Origin of the sequence: Burkholderia sp. MSMB1459WGS, assembly GCF_001534535.1 — a bacterium.
Lineage (GTDB): Bacteria > Pseudomonadota > Gammaproteobacteria > Burkholderiales > Burkholderiaceae > Burkholderia.
Map to the genome: position 1 here is coordinate 70,954 of NZ_LPMU01000044.1, position 16,142 is coordinate 87,095.

At 62.9% G+C, this 16,142-nt stretch carries 14 protein-coding genes; 13 read left to right on the forward strand and 1 reads right to left on the reverse strand.

Annotated features, from left to right (window positions below):
* The first annotated feature begins 120 nt into the window (after window positions 1-120).
* The 7 genes from WT97_RS17040 (at window position 121) to WT97_RS17065 (ending at window position 6,240) form a co-directional block, all read left to right on the forward strand.
* A complete protein-coding gene (locus tag WT97_RS17040; protein WP_080681277.1) occupies window positions 121-1,149 on the forward strand; it encodes an ABC transporter substrate-binding protein in 1,029 nt (342 codons plus the stop codon).
* 58 nt (window positions 1,150-1,207) lie between these two features.
* On the forward strand, window positions 1,208-2,764 hold the full coding sequence (locus tag WT97_RS17045; protein ID WP_060353887.1) for a sugar ABC transporter ATP-binding protein: 1,557 nt from the start codon (window positions 1,208-1,210) through the stop codon (window positions 2,762-2,764).
* A 33-nt stretch (window positions 2,765-2,797) separates the two neighbouring features.
* Complete coding sequence (locus tag WT97_RS17050) at window positions 2,798-3,775, forward strand: ABC transporter permease (protein WP_082751405.1); 978 nt, start codon at window positions 2,798-2,800, stop codon at window positions 3,773-3,775.
* A gap of 1 nt (window position 3,776) precedes the next feature.
* Window positions 3,777-4,772, forward strand: a complete 996-nt coding sequence (locus WT97_RS17055) for an ABC transporter permease (RefSeq protein WP_060353888.1) — start codon at window positions 3,777-3,779, stop codon at window positions 4,770-4,772.
* Window positions 4,773-4,851: 79 nt separating this feature from the next.
* Window positions 4,852-5,286, forward strand: a complete 435-nt coding sequence (locus WT97_RS17060; protein WP_059504112.1) for a cupin domain-containing protein — start codon at window positions 4,852-4,854, stop codon at window positions 5,284-5,286.
* Window positions 5,287-5,578: 292 nt separating this feature from the next.
* Entirely contained in the window at window positions 5,579-5,716 is a 138-nt protein-coding gene (locus WT97_RS34600; RefSeq protein WP_175883728.1) for an HHHH-motif protein, read from the forward strand.
* A gap of 62 nt (window positions 5,717-5,778) precedes the next feature.
* On the forward strand, window positions 5,779-6,240 hold the full coding sequence (locus tag WT97_RS17065; protein WP_060353889.1) for a DUF3761 domain-containing protein: 462 nt from the start codon (window positions 5,779-5,781) through the stop codon (window positions 6,238-6,240).
* 86 nt (window positions 6,241-6,326) lie between these two features.
* Here the strand turns inward: WT97_RS17065 and WT97_RS17070 are convergent, their stop codons facing one another.
* The gene (locus tag WT97_RS17070) at window positions 6,327-7,703 is read right to left on the reverse strand and encodes a polyhydroxyalkanoate depolymerase (RefSeq protein ID WP_060353890.1); all 1,377 of its coding nucleotides are present in this window, start codon (window positions 7,701-7,703) and stop codon (window positions 6,327-6,329) included.
* A 286-nt stretch (window positions 7,704-7,989) separates the two neighbouring features.
* Between WT97_RS17070 and WT97_RS17075 the strand changes: the two genes are divergently transcribed.
* From WT97_RS17075 to WT97_RS34135, 6 genes are all read left to right on the forward strand, one after another.
* Complete coding sequence (locus WT97_RS17075; RefSeq protein WP_060353891.1) at window positions 7,990-8,652, forward strand: glutathione S-transferase family protein; 663 nt, start codon at window positions 7,990-7,992, stop codon at window positions 8,650-8,652.
* Window positions 8,653-8,893: 241 nt separating this feature from the next.
* A complete protein-coding gene (locus tag WT97_RS17080) occupies window positions 8,894-10,141 on the forward strand; it encodes a cyclic nucleotide-binding domain-containing protein (RefSeq protein ID WP_060353892.1) in 1,248 nt (415 codons plus the stop codon).
* Window positions 10,142-10,153: 12 nt separating this feature from the next.
* The gene (locus tag WT97_RS17085) at window positions 10,154-10,918 is read left to right on the forward strand and encodes a flagellar motor protein (protein WP_006484340.1); all 765 of its coding nucleotides are present in this window, start codon (window positions 10,154-10,156) and stop codon (window positions 10,916-10,918) included.
* Between the two features lie 68 nt (window positions 10,919-10,986).
* Window positions 10,987-11,655, forward strand: a complete 669-nt coding sequence (locus WT97_RS17090; RefSeq protein ID WP_060353893.1) for an OmpA family protein — start codon at window positions 10,987-10,989, stop codon at window positions 11,653-11,655.
* A gap of 169 nt (window positions 11,656-11,824) precedes the next feature.
* Window positions 11,825-13,687: a methyl-accepting chemotaxis protein gene (locus WT97_RS17095; protein WP_060353894.1), complete on the forward strand. Its 1,863-nt coding sequence runs from the start codon at window positions 11,825-11,827 to the stop codon at window positions 13,685-13,687.
* Window positions 13,688-14,207: 520 nt separating this feature from the next.
* Window positions 14,208-16,079, forward strand: a complete 1,872-nt coding sequence (locus WT97_RS34135) for an ATP-binding protein (RefSeq protein WP_156440269.1) — start codon at window positions 14,208-14,210, stop codon at window positions 16,077-16,079.
* Window positions 16,080-16,142 lie beyond the last annotated feature (63 nt).

Here is a 16,142-nt window from a genome sequence, read left to right on the forward strand (position 1 = left end):
ACGGGATTATCCCGAGTCGGGCAGGCGATAATATCGAGTAATAATATTAATTCGTGATGCCGCTGCCGCAGGTGTGCCACGGGGCGCGGGCCGATCACGACATCACAACACTTGGAGACGATGATGCCGAGCCGTGCAAAGCTGCAACGTATCGTGGTGACGATGGGGGTGACGCTCGGATGCGTCGCGATCGCGCATGCGCAGGACAATGCGCAGAAGGTCGGCGCCAGCTCCGCGCAGACCTGCACGAATCCGAAGCCGGGCAGCGTGAAGCTGACCGATCTCGTGGTCGGCTTCTCGCAATCGGAGAACGAACAGAACCCGTTCCGGGCGACCGAAACCGCGTCGGTGCGCGCCGCTGCGAAGGCGGCGGGCGTCAAGCGGCTGCTGTATACGAATGCGAACGCGAACCAGGCGAAGCAGGTCGCCGATATCGAAAGCATGATCAACCAGGGCGCGCAGGCGCTGATCGTCGCGCCGAACGATTCGACCGGCCTGCAGCCCGCGCTCGCGCAGGCGCGCGCGAAGGGCATCCCGGTCGTGACGATCGACCGCCAGACGGCCGGCACGCCGTGCCAGGATTTCATCACGTTCCTCGGTTCCGACTTCTTCCGGCAAGGGCAGCGCGCCGCGCAGGCGCTCGCCGATGCGACGGGCGGCAAGGCCACGATCGCCGAGATCCAGGGCGGCTACGGCAATACCGTCGAGAGCCAGCGCACCGACGGCTTCGCCGACGGCCTGAAGAAATTCCCGAACATGAAGATCGTCGCGTCGCAGACCGCGAACTGGTCGGCCACCGAAGCGCAGAAGGTGATGGAGCAGGTGCTCCTCGCGCATCCGGACGTGAACGCCGTCTACGCGCAGGCCGACACGATGGCGCTCGGCGCGATGACCGCGTTGCGGCAGGCCGGCAAGCAGCGCGGCGTGACGGTCGTGTCGATCGACGGCACCAAGGATTTCGTCACCGCGATCGCGAACGGCTCGGCCGCCGCGAGCGTCGAGACGAATCCGCGCTTCGGGCCGCTCGCATTCAAGTCGCTCGAAGCATGGTTCGCCGGCAAGCCGGTCGCGCAGAAGCAGATCATGGAGGACGCGCTGTACGACAAGGCGAACGCGAAGCATTCGCTCGAAGCGAACCTCGTCTACTGATCGGCCGGCAAACGATCGGCAACGGCTCAACCGCTCAACCGCGAACGCGAGGCGCGCGATGGACGCAACGCTTCCCGCCGGACCCGACGCCGGCACCGGCGCCGACGGCAAACCCGTCGTGCTCGAGACGCGCGGCGTCGGCAAGACGTTCGGCGTCGTGCGCGCGCTGACCGGCGTGTCGCTGTCGCTGCGCGCAGGCGAGGTGCACGGGCTGATGGGCGAGAACGGCGCCGGCAAATCGACGCTGATCAAGATCCTCACCGGCTTTCACCAGCCCGATGCGGGCGAGATCCGTGTCGATGGCGTGCCCGTGTCGTTCGACAGCCCGCGTGCCGCGCAGCGCGCGGGCATCTGCGCGGTCTACCAGGAAATCAACCTGATTCCCGAGCGCAGCGTGGCCGAGAACATCTTCCTCGGCCACGAGCCGCGCCGCTTCGGCCCGTGGATCGACCGCCGCGAGATGCGCGTGCGCACTCGCGAGATCGTCGAGCGTTACGGGCTCGACGTCGACCCGGCCGACAAGGTCGGCTCGCTCGGGCTCGGCCAGCAGCAGATGGTGTCGATCGCGCGCGGCGTGTCGCTCGGCGCGCGCGTGCTGATTCTCGACGAGCCGACCTCCGCGTTGAGCGGCGCGGAAGTCGAGGTGCTGTTCGGCGTCGTCGAGCAGTTGCGCGCAACCGGCATCGCGATCGTGCTGGTCAGCCATCGCCTGTCCGAGTGCTACCGGATGTGCGACCGGCTCACCGTGCTGCGCGACGGCGCGGTGGTGCGCAGCGATACGCCCGACCGGCTGCCGCGCATGGCGCTGATTTCGGCGATGCTCGGCCGCGAAGTCGGCGCGCACGGCCCGCGCGAACAGGCGGAGGCGGCTGCCGCCGATACGACGCGCGAGCCGGCGCTCGCCGTCGACGGGCTGCGCTGGGGCACGCGCCTGCGCGATGTGTCGTTCCGCGTCGCGCCGAAGGAGATCGTCGGGCTCGCGGGTTTGCTCGGCGCGGGCCGCACCGAGACGTTCAAGGCCGTGTTCGGCGCGCAGCAGCCGGACGGCGGCGCGGTGCGCGTCGGCGGCCGTGCGCTCGACGGTGCCGACCCGGCGCGGGCGATTCGCGCGGGGCTCGCGTTCCTGTCCGAGGATCGCCGTTCGGAAGGGATTTTCTCGAAGCTGTCGGTGCGCGAGAACATCGTCGTGTGCGTGCTGCCGCGCATCGCCCGCTTCGGCTTCATTTCCATGCGCAAGCAGGACGCGCTCGTCGAGCGCTACATCCGCGAGCTGGGCATCAAGACGTCGCATGCGGGCGCGCCGATCTCGACGCTGTCCGGCGGCAACCAGCAGAAGGCGCTGATCGCGCGCTGCCTGTCGACCGAGCCGTCGGTGCTGCTTCTCGACGATCCGACGCGCGGCATCGACGTCGGCGCGAAGGCGGAAGTGCACGATCTCGTCAAACGGCTCGCCGACGACGGGCTTGCGGTCGTCGCGACGTCGTCTGAGATGGAAGAGCTGCTCGAGCTGGCCGACCGGCTCGTGATCCTGCACGAAGGGGCGACGAGCGGCGAACTGCCGACGCGCGGCGCGAGCCCCGACGACGTGACCGCGTTGCTCGCGAACCAGACGTAACGCATCGCACATCGACCCGAGGATGAGGAAAGCGTGAATCTTGCCAACCTGATGAGCGAACCGGACCAGGCCCGCCGCACGTCGCGCCGCTCGCTGTTCGCGCAGGCACGCGAGCACAGCGTGTATCTCGCGTTCGTCGCGCTCGCCGCCTTCAACCTGATCGTCACGCCCGGGTTCTCGAATCCGCTCGCCGCGCGCAGTCTGCTGTTCCAGGCCGCGCCGATCGTGCTGATCGCGCTCGGGCAGAACCTCGCGATCGCCACGCGCGGGATCGACCTGTCGGTCGGCTCGGTGATGGCGCTCTCCAGCGCGATCATCGCCCTATGTTTGCCGTACGGCACCGGCGCGGCGTTCGCGGCGGCGATTGCGATCGGCCTCGCGGCCGGCCTGTTCAACGGCGGGCTCGTCGCGCGGCTCGGCATCGATCCGCTGATTTCCGGGCTGGCATTGCTGGTCGCCGCGCGCGGGCTGGCGCAGGCGTTGCTCGGCGGCTCGCGCGTGAGCCTGCCGCCGTCCGATGCGTTCGATTTCGTCGGTATCGGTACGTGCTTCGGGCTGCCGGTCGTGATGCTGATCGCGCTCGCGTGCGCGGCGATCGTGTTCTTCGTCGTGCGCAACACGACCTTCGGGCGCTACACGATACTCGTCGGCGCGAGCCGCGATGCCGCGCATCTCGCCGGCGTGCCCGTGCGGCGCACGCTGCTGGCCGTCTATGCGGCAAGCGGTGCATTGGCCGGGCTGGCGGGCCTCTTTGCCACCGCGCGGCTCGGCGCGGGCGATCCGAACTATGTCGGCGTGAACTTCGAACTCGATGCGATCGCCGCATCGGTGATCGGCGGCACGCCGCTGTCCGGCGGGCGCGTGTCGATCGTCGGCACCGTGTTCGGCGTGCTGCTGCTGCAACTGCTCGATGCCAGCTTCATCATGAACAACATCAGCTACACGTATGCGCAGATTCTGAAGGCCGCGTTCATCGTCGGCGCGTTGTACCTGCAACGCTCGGGAGCCTGACATGTCGACCGCGCCGATCTCCCCGTCCACCGCGCACGATGCCGGCCGTGCGCGCCGCGCGCAGTTCGTCCGGCTCGTGCAGGCGCGCGGCGCGATCGCGATCCTCGTGCTCGTGTGCCTGATCGCCGGCCGCGTGTTTCCGCACTTCCTGAGCGCGCCGAACCTGCTCGACATCGTCGCGGCCGCCGCGTTCGTCGCGCTGATCACGATCGGGCAGAGCTTCGTGATCATCCTCGGCGGGTTCGACCTGTCGGTCGGCTCGCTCGTCGGGCTCGGCACCGTGATCGCCGCGTATGCGGCGCCGTATGGCTGGGGCGCCGCGCTGGCCGCGCCCGTTGGCGTCGGCCTGATCGTCGGGCTCGTGAACGGCTGGCTGATCGTACGCGCGCGGATGGCGCCGTTCATCGTCACGCTCGCCGCGCTGCTCGGGTTGAAAGGGCTGTCGCTCGTGCTCGCGAGCCAGGACATGCTGATCGCGAACCCCGGCTTCTTCGCGACGATCGCGAACGGCTCGCTGTTCGGCATCGGCAATCTCGTGTGGATCGTGCTCGTCGCGTATCTCGTCGCCGCGTTCGTGCTCAATCACACGCGCTACGGCGCGGGCGTGTTCGCGATCGGCGGCAACGAGGAGGCGGCGCGCATGCTCGGCGTGAACGTCGAAGGGCTCAAGGTCGTCACGTACGGGTTGAGCGGCGCGCTGGCGGGGCTGGCCGGTGCGCTGCTCGCGTCGCGGCTCGATTCGGGGTTGCCGGGCGCCGGCAACAGCTACGAGCTGCAATCGATCGCGGCCGCGGTGATCGGCGGCGTGCTGCTGACGGGTGGCGTCGGCACGCTGTTCGGTCCGCTCGCGGGCGTGCTGCTGCTCGGCGTGATCGAGAACGTGATCAACCAGGTCGGCACGTTGAGCCCGTACTATCAGAACCTCGCGAGCGGTGCGTTCCTGCTGCTCGCGGTGATCGCGCAGACGCTGCTGACCGGCAAGCGGCGCAAGCGGTGACGCGCCCGGTTTCGTGCCGCCGCAAACTGGAACGCTAAATGCTTGTCTCGCGTCATCCTTTCGATGAAGGAGCACCGCGATGAGCACGCCGACCACCACCGCTTTTTCCCACGTGAAGCCGCAGGACACCGCCTATCGAGGCGAGGGCTTGCGCGACTTCTTCCTGTACCGCGATCTCGGCATCGCCGCCGCGACGAACGGCAAGGTCGTCGCGCAACTCGTCAGGGCCAATCATGCACCGACGGCGGGCACCGGCTGGCACCGTCACGAGGCCGAATTCCATATCGTGATCATGCTGAAGGGCTGGGCGCGCTTCATGTACGGCGAACAGGAAACGCTGGTGGCGGCCGGCGACTGCGTGCACCAGGCGCCGGGGATCGTCCACTACCTGTTCGATTACTCGCCGGACATGGAGTACCTGGAGATCGTCGGGCCTGCCGACTTCAAATCGATCGACGTCGACGGCCCGTGCGCGGTGCCGGAGCCGACGCCGTGGGGCGAGGTCGGTGCGTAGCTTTCCGGTTGGGTGTGCGTTTTCGACGGACCGCCTGCATTCAGGCGGTTTTTACTGTCCCGCTGACCTTCGGAAACTGCTTTCCGCTTCGACACATTCCTTCGAATTCCAAACGATCGAGAAGCTGAAGAACCAGAAAGAAAAGAAAGACGTTCGTCAGCTTCGAGCGTCGACAGGCGATGCGATGTCAAAGATCGTCAATTGCACGCAGGTGCGGTGCACGGCGTGTCGACGCCCGGCGTTAAGGAGGTACGGCCGGACCACCGGCTGACCTATCCGGGAGAGTGTCACCATGAACCGCATCGCGAAGATCCTGACCGCCACCGCACTGGCTTGCGCCGTGCTCGCGCCGGCCCTGGCCGAAGCGCATTCGCACCGCGTGTGCCATTTCGATCATCACCACCATCGCGTGTGCCGCTGGGTGCGGTAACCGTCGCTGTTCCCGGGAATGCCCCGGACGCTTTCGTCATTCAGGCAAATCAGGAGAGGACCATGAAAAAAACGATGTTGATCGCCGCGCTGGTCGCCGGCATGGGTGTGTCGATCGGTGCGTTCGCGCAGGTTCCGGCCAGCGCGCCGGCCGGCACGACCGGGCTGTGCAAGGACGGCTCGTTCTACTCGGGCGCATCGAAGAAGGGCGCATGCGCAGGCCACAAGGGCGTGAAGGCGTGGTACGGCGCATCGGCCGCTGCCGCGGCGAGCGCACCGGCTGCGGCGCCGGCAACGGCGGCCTCCGCTGCGCCGGCATCGGGCGCAGCACCGGCGAAGAGCGCGGCCACGACGGCTGCGGCGCCGGGCGGCGGCGCGGGCAAGGTGTGGGCGAACGACAGCACGAAGGTCTATCACTGCTCGACCGACAAGTACTACGGCAAGACGAAGCACGGCAGCTACATGTCGGAAGCCGACGCGAAGGCGAAGGGCTACCACGCGTCGCACGGCAAGGCTTGCTCGTAACGAGCGAGCCCGGCGCGCGAACGGTTTCGCTCGTGCGCCGTCCGAATGCTGCAGCGAACATCGCCCCGCCGCTCCGGCGGGGCGATTCACTGTGGCGCCACCGCGTTCAGTGTGCGTGATCCGATTGCGTTTCGGCCCGCCGAGTCGACCGCGGATGCACGTGCATCGAGCAACGCGCGCAGCGTGACGTAGTGCGCGCCGCTCGTGTCGCCTTGCGCATCCGCGGTGCGATCGTACGGTTCGTTGTCGTGGATCGTCGCCCGCACGATCGGATAGATCTGCGTTTCCCACCGGCTGCCGTTGAACACGCCGTAGTGCCCCACGCCCGTCTGTACATGGTGCGTCTTCAGGTACGACGGCAACCCCGAACACAGTTCCTGTGCCGCCACCGTCTGGCCCACGGCGCAGATATCGTCCTTTTCGCCTTCGATCGTCAACAGCGCGGTGCGATGAATCGCCGCCGGTTCGACGAGCGTGTCGCCCACCGACAGCTCGCCGCGCGCGAGCGCGTACTGCTGGAATACCTTCTCGACCGTTTCCAGATAGAACTCCGCGGTGAGATCGGCCGTCGCGAAGTATTCGTCGTAGAAGTGCCGCAACGTATCGGCTTTCGCGGGGTCGCCTTTCGCGCGTTCGTAGTACAGATCGGCGAACGACGCCGCATGCCGGTCCGGGTTCATCGACATGAACGCGCCGACCTGCACGAAGCCCGGATACACGCACCGCTGCGCGCCGACGAAACCCGCCGGCACCACGCTGATCAGGTTGCGCGCGAACCATTCGATCGGCCGGCTCGTCGCGAGCGCGTTGACTTTCGTCGGATTCACGCGGCAGTCGATCGGGCCGGCCATCAGCGTCAGGCTCGCCGGTTGCGCGGGATCGCCGCCGGCCGCCATCAGCGCGACGGCCGCCAGCGACGCGACGGTCGGCTGGCAGATCGCCAGCACGTGCGCGTCCGGGCCGATGTGGCGGACGAAGTCGATGACGTGCATGACGTACTCGTCGAAACCGAAGCGCCCGGCCGCCAGCGGGATGTCGCGCGGGTTGTGCCAGTCGGTGATGTACACGTCGTGGTCGGCCAGCATCGTGCGCACCGTGCCGCGCAGCAGCGTCGCGAAGTGCCCGGACATCGGCGCGACGATCAGCACGCGCGGCTGGCGCGCGACCGGCCGAGCCTTGCGGAAATGCAGCAGCGTCGCGAACGGCGTCGTTGTCGCCGCTTCCTCGACGATCGGCACCGTTTCGCCGTCGACGACGACCGACGCGATCCCGAACGGCGGACGCCGGTGCGAGAACGCGCAGCATTCGAGCAGCTCGCACAGCGCGTCGACCATGCGGCCCGTCGGTGTCGACGTCGCCGGCGGCCACAGCGACATCGTCGCGCGCGTGGCGGCGGCCCATGCACGCGCCGGGCGCAGGCATTCCGCAGACCATTGATAAAACGGATAGGCAAGCAGGTTCATGACCGTCGCTCGTGACGCCGCATTACAGGGAACGAGGCAAGCCGTATGCCAGCGTGACGCTGGCACGCGCGTTGCAGCGGTTCGGGAGCGCGGCGGCACGCGCGGGACGTGATGACGGAGGGGAAGGTGACGCGCTGCCTTGCCGGCCGGGCGTGCGACACGTGCCGCGATGCCGTGCGACGTTGCGCCGGTTCGGCGAACGGACCGCACAGACGTGGTGCGGCCGGTCATGCGGTGCGTCCGTTTACGGTGCAGGGGCACGAACGACATTCAGCAGGGGAGCGACATGGAATCCAACGCACGGACGACGCTGACCATCAGCAGCCGCAATTACTCGTCGTGGTCGATGCGCGGCTGGCTGCTCGCGAAGCTGAGCGGGCTCGCGTTCGAGACGATCAGCGTCCCGATCGACGCCACGTCGCGCGCGGAGTTGCTGCTGCTGTCGCCGTCGATCCTCGTGCCGTGCCTGACGCACGACGGCAATGCGGTGTGGGACACGCTCGCGATCGCCGAATACCTGAACGAGATCCGGCCGCACGCGCGGCTGCTGCCCGACGACCGGCATGCACGCGCGCATTGCCGGTCGATCTGCGGCGAGATGCATTCCGGCTTCAGTGCGTTGCGATCCGCGCTGCCGATGAACCTGCGCGGGCATTTCCCCGGCTTCCGGATCTGGTCGCGTGCGCAGCACGACATCGAGCGGATCGTGACGATCTGGCGCGAGTGCCTGGCCGAGTACGGCGGCCCCTGGCTGTTCGGTGCGCAAATCGGCATCGCCGACGCGATGTATGCGCCGGTCGTCACGCGCTTCCTGACCTACGACGTGAAGCTCGAACCGGACGTCGCCGAGTACTGCATGCGCGTGCTCGCGCATCCGTTCGTCGCCGAGTGGATCGACGCGGCGAAGGCCGAGCACGAAGACATCGACGAACTCGACATGGAGTTCTGATCCGACGCGGGCAGCGGCGGTGGGCTTTCAATTTCGCTACACGCGCAGTGGGAGAAACGAACGATCGATGCGCCTGCGCGATCCGCAAACGTTTTCCCTTGATTTCGATTCGGAACAAGGACGAATTCCCTAAAGGATGTTGCGCCCGATGACGTAAACGAGTCACGGGGACGACTCGCGATCGCATGCTTCAGACTTGCGACGCGCAGTCCGCAACAACCAGCGCAGCAGGGGAATCGACTTGAATCGTCAGCAATCGTGGACGCGTACCGCGGCGCCCGGAGAAATCATTTACTCGGAGGGCTTCGCGGGCGAGCCCGTCATCTTCCTGATTACCGACGGCAAGGTCGAGCTGTCCACGCGCTGCGACGACAAGCGCGTGATCGTCGCGACGCTCGGCCGCGGCGAGTTCTTCGGCGAATCGGCGCTGCTCGCCGCCGAACCGCGCGCGCATACCGCGAAGGCGCTTTCGTTCTGCCAGCTCACGGTCGTGCCGGCCGGCATGCTCGATGAAGAGATCGAGCGCGTGTCCGCGCTGCTGCGCCATATCGTGCGAACGATGATTCGCCGCGTGAAGCGCAAGGACGACCAGCTTGCGACCTACACCCATGCGGATTTCATGCCGGGCGTGCTGTCGTATGCACACGTGCTGTCGCTGATGGCCGGCGCCGACGCGCGCGAACCGGGCGACACGTGGGCGCGCCGGCCGATGCAGGCGCATGCGGCCGAGACGTCCGTGCCGCTCGCCGACGTGATCCGCAAATGCCGCGCGATCGCCGGCCATTCGCGGCCGCACGTGCTTGCGATGCTGCGGCGCATGGAGAAGCTCAACCTCGTCACGATCGAAGCCGCGCAGGCCGATGGTGGCGGCGCGACCGACTATGCGGCGTCGTCGGATGCGCGCCAGGTCGTCACGTTCGACGCCGCACGCGTGATCGATCGCGCGCAGCAGGTCGCCGATCACGATCTCGACCTGTCGATCAACAGCGAACTCGAACTCATCGAACTGGCCGATCTCGAATCGCTGATCGGCGTCGACAAGACGCTGTTGCTCAACAAGCTGTCGAACGGCGAGATCGCGGAAGAAGTGTTCGCGTTCCGCAAATCGAAGGTGCTCAGCTACGTCGAACAAAAGGGCGTCGCGTATTTCTCGCGCCGCAACGCGCGCCGCGGCGGCGACGTGCGCGCGCTCGAAGATCTCGTGTGGATCGACCAGCGCACGCTGTTCGACGTGATCAGCGCGTTCGATACCTACGATCTCGCGAAGCTGATCGCGAACCTCGACGATCGCGCGGTGGCCGACAAGCTGTTTTCCGTGATGACCGAGGCACGACGCAACGAGGTGTCGTGGGTGATGCGCCGCGAACTCAAGCTCGATCCGGTCGAGATCGACGAGATCGAGCAGCGCGTGCTGGAGGCCATCCGCGCAGCGAAGGCGCCGGTGGCGGGTGCGGCGTCCGTCGCGTCGACTTCATCGTCGGACGCTTGATACGGGGCGCGTATGGATCTCTTGACTCTGGTCGGTGTGGTGCTGGGCGGCGCGGCGATCGTGTTCGGGTTCGCGCTGGAAGGCGGGCATTTCTCGATGCTGTTCCAGTTCGAGGCGCTCGTGATCGTGCTCGGCGGCACGCTCGGCGCGGTGATGATCCAGAACACGTGGGCGCGCTTCTTCGACGCGGTGAAGCAGTTGCGGCTCGCGTTCGTGCGCGCACGCGAGGTCGATCGCAAGAACCTGTCCGACCTGCTCGAATGGGGCGACCGCGCGAAGCTCGACGGGCTGCTCGCGTTCGAATCGATGGACGTGAGCGGCATTCATCCGTTCGCGCGACGCGGGCTCGAACTGCTGGCGAACGGCGTGTCGACCGCGGTGCTCGAGGATGCGTTGCAGCGCGAACTCGACGCGTACGAACGCAGCCGCCTCGCGGCCGTGCGCGTGTGGCAACAGGCCGGCGGCTATGCGCCGACCTTCGGCATTCTCGGCTCGGTGCTCGGGCTCGTGCAGGTGACGAGCCATATTCTCGAACCGGCTCAGCTAGGGCCGGGCATCGCGGTCGCGTTCGTCGCGACGCTGTACGGGCTCGCGTTTGCGAACCTCGTGTTTCTGCCGCTGTACGGCAAGCTGCGCGCGCAGATCGACAGCGAGATGCGATTCCGCAAGCTCTATCTCGACGGCTTGCTCGCGATTTCGCGCAAGGAGTCGCCGCATACGATCGAGACGCGGTTGACCGGCGATGTGCGCGGGCGGGCGGCGGAATCGCTCGCGTGACGTTCGTGCGCTTTGTGCTTGCGTGTATCTGCACCAGTACCGTATGACGAACCCGGATTCACGACAGCATGACTGCTAGAACCGATGGCGCATCCGCTGCCGATCGCGACGATGACGAACTCGAAGGCGCGCAGTCGGGGCGCTGGCTGATTTCGTACGCGGATCTCATCACGACGCTGATGGTGTTGTTTCTCGCGCTGTATGTGCTGCAGCTCGCGAAATACAACGCGCTCGATGCGCGGTATCAGACACTCGCGCGGCAGGCCGGTGGTGCTTCTAATGCTACCGATGTTGCTGTGCCCGCTCATGCGCCGCCATGGCTCGCGTTGCTCGATTCGTTGAAGTCGAATGGACGCATTTCGCTGGTGAAGGCGCCGCACGGCGTCGAGATCGGTATCGATGCGAAGATCCTGTTCAACGTCGGCGATGCGCGCTTGCTGCCCGATTCGTCGCCGGTGCTGAACCAGATCGCGCAGGCACTGAGCGCGCATGCAACCGGCGATATTCTCGTGGAAGGTCACACGGATAGCGTGCCGATCGCGAACGCGAAGTACGAATCGAACTGGGAGCTTTCGTCGGCGCGCGCGGGGAGTGTGGTGCGCTATCTGACCGAGCGCGGCGTTGCGCCGCATCGGATGGCGGCAATCGGGCGGGCGGATACGCAGCCGCTTGTTGCGGGGGATGATGCGGTTTCCAGGGCGCGAAACCGGCGGGTGACGATCTTCGTTGCGTATTGATCAGCGCGTTGTATTTGCGTTGCTTTCGTCTATATAGGCGGCCGCATATGCTCGCCTCAACAACATAACGAATCTCGAATGATCGCTATCTGAAATCAGCGATGCGGTTCTGCGCCCGCCTGCCGATAACCCAATCTGGCTCAGACCGAGCGGTTATCGAGGGTTCCCCATGCATTTCTGGCGCAAGCTTTCCATTCAGAACAAGCTGATTATCAGCATGACGAGTTGCCTGCTCGTGTTCGTCGCGATTTCGAGCGGACTCAGCGTCCGCCTGATCGGCAACGCGGTGCGCGATCGCGTCGTCCGCGAAGAGCTGCCGACCGCCGTCAACGGTATCCGCGCCGACGTGCAGCGCCAGATGGCCGGCCCGATCGCTGCGTCGCGCATTCTGGCGCGCGATGCGTTCCTGCTGCAATGGGAAGCCGACGGCGAACCCGACGCCGGCACGCGCAACTGGATTCAGCTCGCGAAGAACGTGAAGGACGAGCAGAAGGCCGCGTCCGTGCAGTGGGTGTCGGTGAAGAGCGGCAACTACTACAACGAAGCCGGCCTGCAGCGGAAGGTGACCGACAAGGATCAGTGGCTGACCAGCTTCCTGTCGTCCGGCAAGGCGTACGACGTGAACATGGATCGCGAGGTGACCGTCGGCGGCTACATGATGTTCATCAACAGCCGCGTGGAACTCGACGGCGTGCCGATCGGCGCGGCGTGCATGAGCCTGTCCGTCGATGCGCTCGCGAAGGGCATCTCGGCTTACCGGATCGGCGAGACCGGGTTCGCATACCTCGTGCGGCCCGACGGCGCGATCATGATGCATCGCGATACGTCGCTGATCGATGGCAAGCATTTCCTCAAAGATGAACAGGGGCTGCCGGGCGATGCGTCGTCGACGCTACTCGCCGGCAAGCCGTATGCGTACCTCAGCTACGAGGGCGATGGCGGCGCACGCTTCATCGCGACGTCGTTCATTCCGGAGCTGAATGCGTATGTGGTCGTCCAGGTGCCGCAGGCGGAACTGCTCGGGCCGGTGACGCGTGCGATTCGCAGTGCGGCGCTGGTCGCGGCGGTGGTGGGCCTCGGGGTTGCGCTGCTCGTAATCTGGCTGGTGGGCCGCGCGATTGCTGCGCCGATCAGGCGTGCGGCTACGCTGCTGTCGGAGATCGCCAGCGGTCAGGGCGATTTGACGCGCCGGATGACGGTCGAGAGCGAGGACGAGATCGGACAGTTGTCGGAGGCGTTCAACCGGTTCGTGTCGTCGCTGTCGACGCTCGTTCATCGGATTCGGGCGGCTTCGGCTTCGATTGCGACCGGGTCGGCGCAGATTGCTTCGGGGAATGCGGATTTGAGCGAGCGCACAGAGGGGCAGTCGAGCAACCTGGAGCGGACGGCTTCGTCGATGGAAGAGATCACGGCCGTGGTGCGTAACAACACCGAAACGGCGACGACGGCCGCGAAGATGATTAACGGCGCGGCGGATACGGCGGCGCGCGGCGGGCAGGTGGTGGGCGAGGTCGTGACGACGATGGAGCAGATCAGTGACGCTTCGCAGCGGATCTCCGAGATCATCGTGATGATCGACAGTATTTCGTTTCAGACGAATATTCTGGCGTTGAATGCTGCTGTGGAGGCGGCGCGGGCGGGGGAGCAGGGGCGCGGGTTTGCTGTTGTGGCTTCGGAGGTGCGGAATTTGGCGCAGCGTAGTGCGCAGGCGGCGAAGGAGATTAAATCGCTGATCGAGCACAGCGCGGGGACGGTGGGTGCCGGGTCGCGGCTCGTTAGTGAGGCGGGGAAGGTGATGAGTGATGTTGTGTCGCAGGTTCAAGGCGTTAGCGCGATGATGAGCGAGATTGCAGAGGCTAGCCTGGAGCAGAGTGCCGGGATCGATCAGATCGGGGATGCGGTGCAGTCGCTCGATCAGATGACGCAGCAGAATGCTGCGCTGGTCGAGGAAAGTGCAGCGGCGGCGGACAGTTTGAAGCAGCAGGCGGCGGAATTGACGAGGCTGGTTTCGGCTTTTAAGGTGGATGAGTAAGGGCTGACTTGAGGTTCGGGATTGGCGTTTCTGAGGACGGCTGCCGTGGGGGCACGGCAGCCGTTTTTTATATGTCGATTCGGGACTCGGAGACGCTTGTCAAAGGAAACACATTTCGAGGGTAAAGGTTGGAGCAGAGATGGCATAGCTCGTCGTCATTGCCACGGTGAGGGGGAAGGCTTTTGCGCAGGCGGGGTAACATGCAGAGTGTTGTTCCTGACGACGGGATGACGGACAGACAGGATGTGTTGTTCATGAGTTCGGATGATGGGGAGGTCGCTGTCATTCCTTGAGAATCGCTATAAGTTTAACTGGGGAATCTCGGCCAGGATATTTTGGGAGTTTCCCGCTGTGGCCCTTGCGATGCTAGATGCGCTGGCAGTAAAGTGTACTTTCAGTAAAATTTCAAATAGGAGGGGTGCGAGAGCGGCAATGTGATTCGTTTCGAATGGGCGGAGATTGGATTGCGCGTAGCCCTATGGGCAGTTGGCCAAAGTTTATTGTTATAAATGGATAAAAAGTGAAGCCATCGATTGAATTTAAGCATGTTCTCGGGGAATTGTCGGTAAATAGAAATGATCCATGCGAAGTCATACGGGAGCTTATCTCCAATTCTTATGACGCAAACGCGAAGAATTTATTCTATGCCGCCTTGCAAGATACAAATGGATTTATATTTTTCGATGATGGGGAGGGGCTTAGTACTGAAAAAAAGATAAATGGGATAACTCCGTGGGAAGCATTTTTTTCGATTGGGAAATCCACGAAAAAGAAGGGCGATGCGATTGGTTACAAGTGTCAGGGTTCGAAATTATGCTTCGCGTGTGCAAGAATCTTTGTGGCATCAAAAATATCAAAAAAATCCAATCAATGGAATTATAAGATTGTAGAGAATCCTAGAAACAATTTAGATGTGGATTACGATATCGATCCAACTAAAACATCTGATATATCAGAAGAGATTAGGGGCTTCATCGGGACCGTATCATCGGCTACATCCAAGGCGTTGGAGGCGCTTGAGAAATTTACTGCGTCGCCAGAAACGGGAACCGGAACTCTTATAATAATTGGTGGTCTTGATACTGAGAATTTCGGTAAATATTTCACCATGAATGCAAAGGCCCCGGAATCTTATTTGTATAATTACATTCGGTTCTATACGCGCCATGGTGATATTCGGAAGATAACTACTGATCAAGGCTTTACTGCTAATCAAATTGCGCAGATTGCGCAACCGGCAGCAGCCAATTTTAGTGTTTTCTCCAATAAAAAACTCTTCTCGATTCCGTTTGGTTATCCCTATCTTGATACGATGGATGCGGATGTTAATGTTAAGACACCGTCCCAGGTTTCGAGACTTCGAGATGGTCGATTTTTTAGTCGTTCAGCAAAATCATTTTCGGTTGGTGGTAATAAATACTCGATTGTGTTTTCCGTTGATGGAAACCGTCGAGCACATGAGGAATACGCGAATCTTGCAAGAAAGGGGCAGAGCAAGTCCGGTATTAAATTGAGTGACCATCGTGGGGTATTTGTATCGGTAAAGGGGATAAAGATATGCAAATATCTGGATCTTCTGTTGTCTCTGGAGGATTACTCGATTCTCTCCGAGGGGGATAGTCCTAGCCATTACGCTATCATCATCGACGGCGATTTTGATCTGGTCACAAATAGGAATGCATTAAGCAAGAAGGCTTACGATACGCTGTCCGATCCGGAATTTATTAAGAAGGTAAAGGAATTTCTGGATGCGCAAAGGACGAAGGACAAGATATTTTCAGAATTGGTTTCTCGGCTTCGAAGGGAGAGTTCTGAGAATCTCCTGAATGAGCAAATAGAAATTTTAAATGAGTCGAGGAATAATCTAAAACGCCGAGAGCGATTTAGAATCGAAGATCTTTCTGGGAAGCGCCATCTGTTCTTGTCTCCACTCCCGGGCGAGGAGTATTTGGTTGGAGTGCTCTATGCGATGTTGGGTTATTTTGTTCCTGCGGATTCTGATTATCGGGAATATTGGAGGCAAATTATAACCTTCTCGACGCAGGGTATTGATAGTTTGGCTTATATCGATCCTGACTCAAATAATCCATTGAAGGCTGAAAATATTCAGGCAGTAGAGTATAAGTACGAATTTAATAATTTCGGCCCATTTAATCATGCGCTTGCTGTGGTTGATTACATAGTTGCATGGGAGGTGAACGTTGATTTGAGTAATCCTATTCGGGATTCATTCACTTGCTTTGGTAAGATTAGGGAGACGGATATTCCATTTGTGTGGGAAATTCACGATATTGAAAACGATGAAGGGGGGGAGTACCCGACAGTGGTTCGAGTGATTGAGCTTAAGGAGCTTATACGCCAAACCTTCGGCACGGATTTCAAATCTCCCTGAATCCGGAGGCGGCGGAAGCTACGCGCTAGAACGGGCCTGTCAGGAATTTTGTGTTTAAGGCAT

Excerpts from the sequence above, each read along its gene's own strand:
- WT97_RS17045 (WP_060353887.1), top strand. The coding sequence starts at position 1,208 with ATGGACGCAACGCTTCCCGCCGGACCCGACGCCGGCACCGGCGCCGAC.
- WT97_RS17070 (WP_060353890.1), bottom strand. The coding sequence starts at position 7,703 with ATGAACCTGCTTGCCTATCCGTTTTATCAATGGTCTGCGGAATGCCTG.
- WT97_RS17055 (WP_060353888.1), top strand. The coding sequence starts at position 3,777 with ATGTCGACCGCGCCGATCTCCCCGTCCACCGCGCACGATGCCGGCCGT.
- WT97_RS17095 (WP_060353894.1), top strand. The coding sequence starts at position 11,825 with ATGCATTTCTGGCGCAAGCTTTCCATTCAGAACAAGCTGATTATCAGC.
- WT97_RS17075 (WP_060353891.1), top strand. The coding sequence starts at position 7,990 with ATGGAATCCAACGCACGGACGACGCTGACCATCAGCAGCCGCAATTAC.
- WT97_RS17040 (WP_080681277.1), top strand. The coding sequence starts at position 121 with ATGATGCCGAGCCGTGCAAAGCTGCAACGTATCGTGGTGACGATGGGG.
- WT97_RS17085 (WP_006484340.1), top strand. The coding sequence starts at position 10,154 with ATGGATCTCTTGACTCTGGTCGGTGTGGTGCTGGGCGGCGCGGCGATC.
- WT97_RS17065 (WP_060353889.1), top strand. The coding sequence starts at position 5,779 with ATGAAAAAAACGATGTTGATCGCCGCGCTGGTCGCCGGCATGGGTGTG.
- WT97_RS17060 (WP_059504112.1), top strand. The coding sequence starts at position 4,852 with ATGAGCACGCCGACCACCACCGCTTTTTCCCACGTGAAGCCGCAGGAC.
- WT97_RS17090 (WP_060353893.1), top strand. The coding sequence starts at position 10,987 with ATGACTGCTAGAACCGATGGCGCATCCGCTGCCGATCGCGACGATGAC.
- WT97_RS34600 (WP_175883728.1), top strand. The coding sequence starts at position 5,579 with ATGAACCGCATCGCGAAGATCCTGACCGCCACCGCACTGGCTTGCGCC.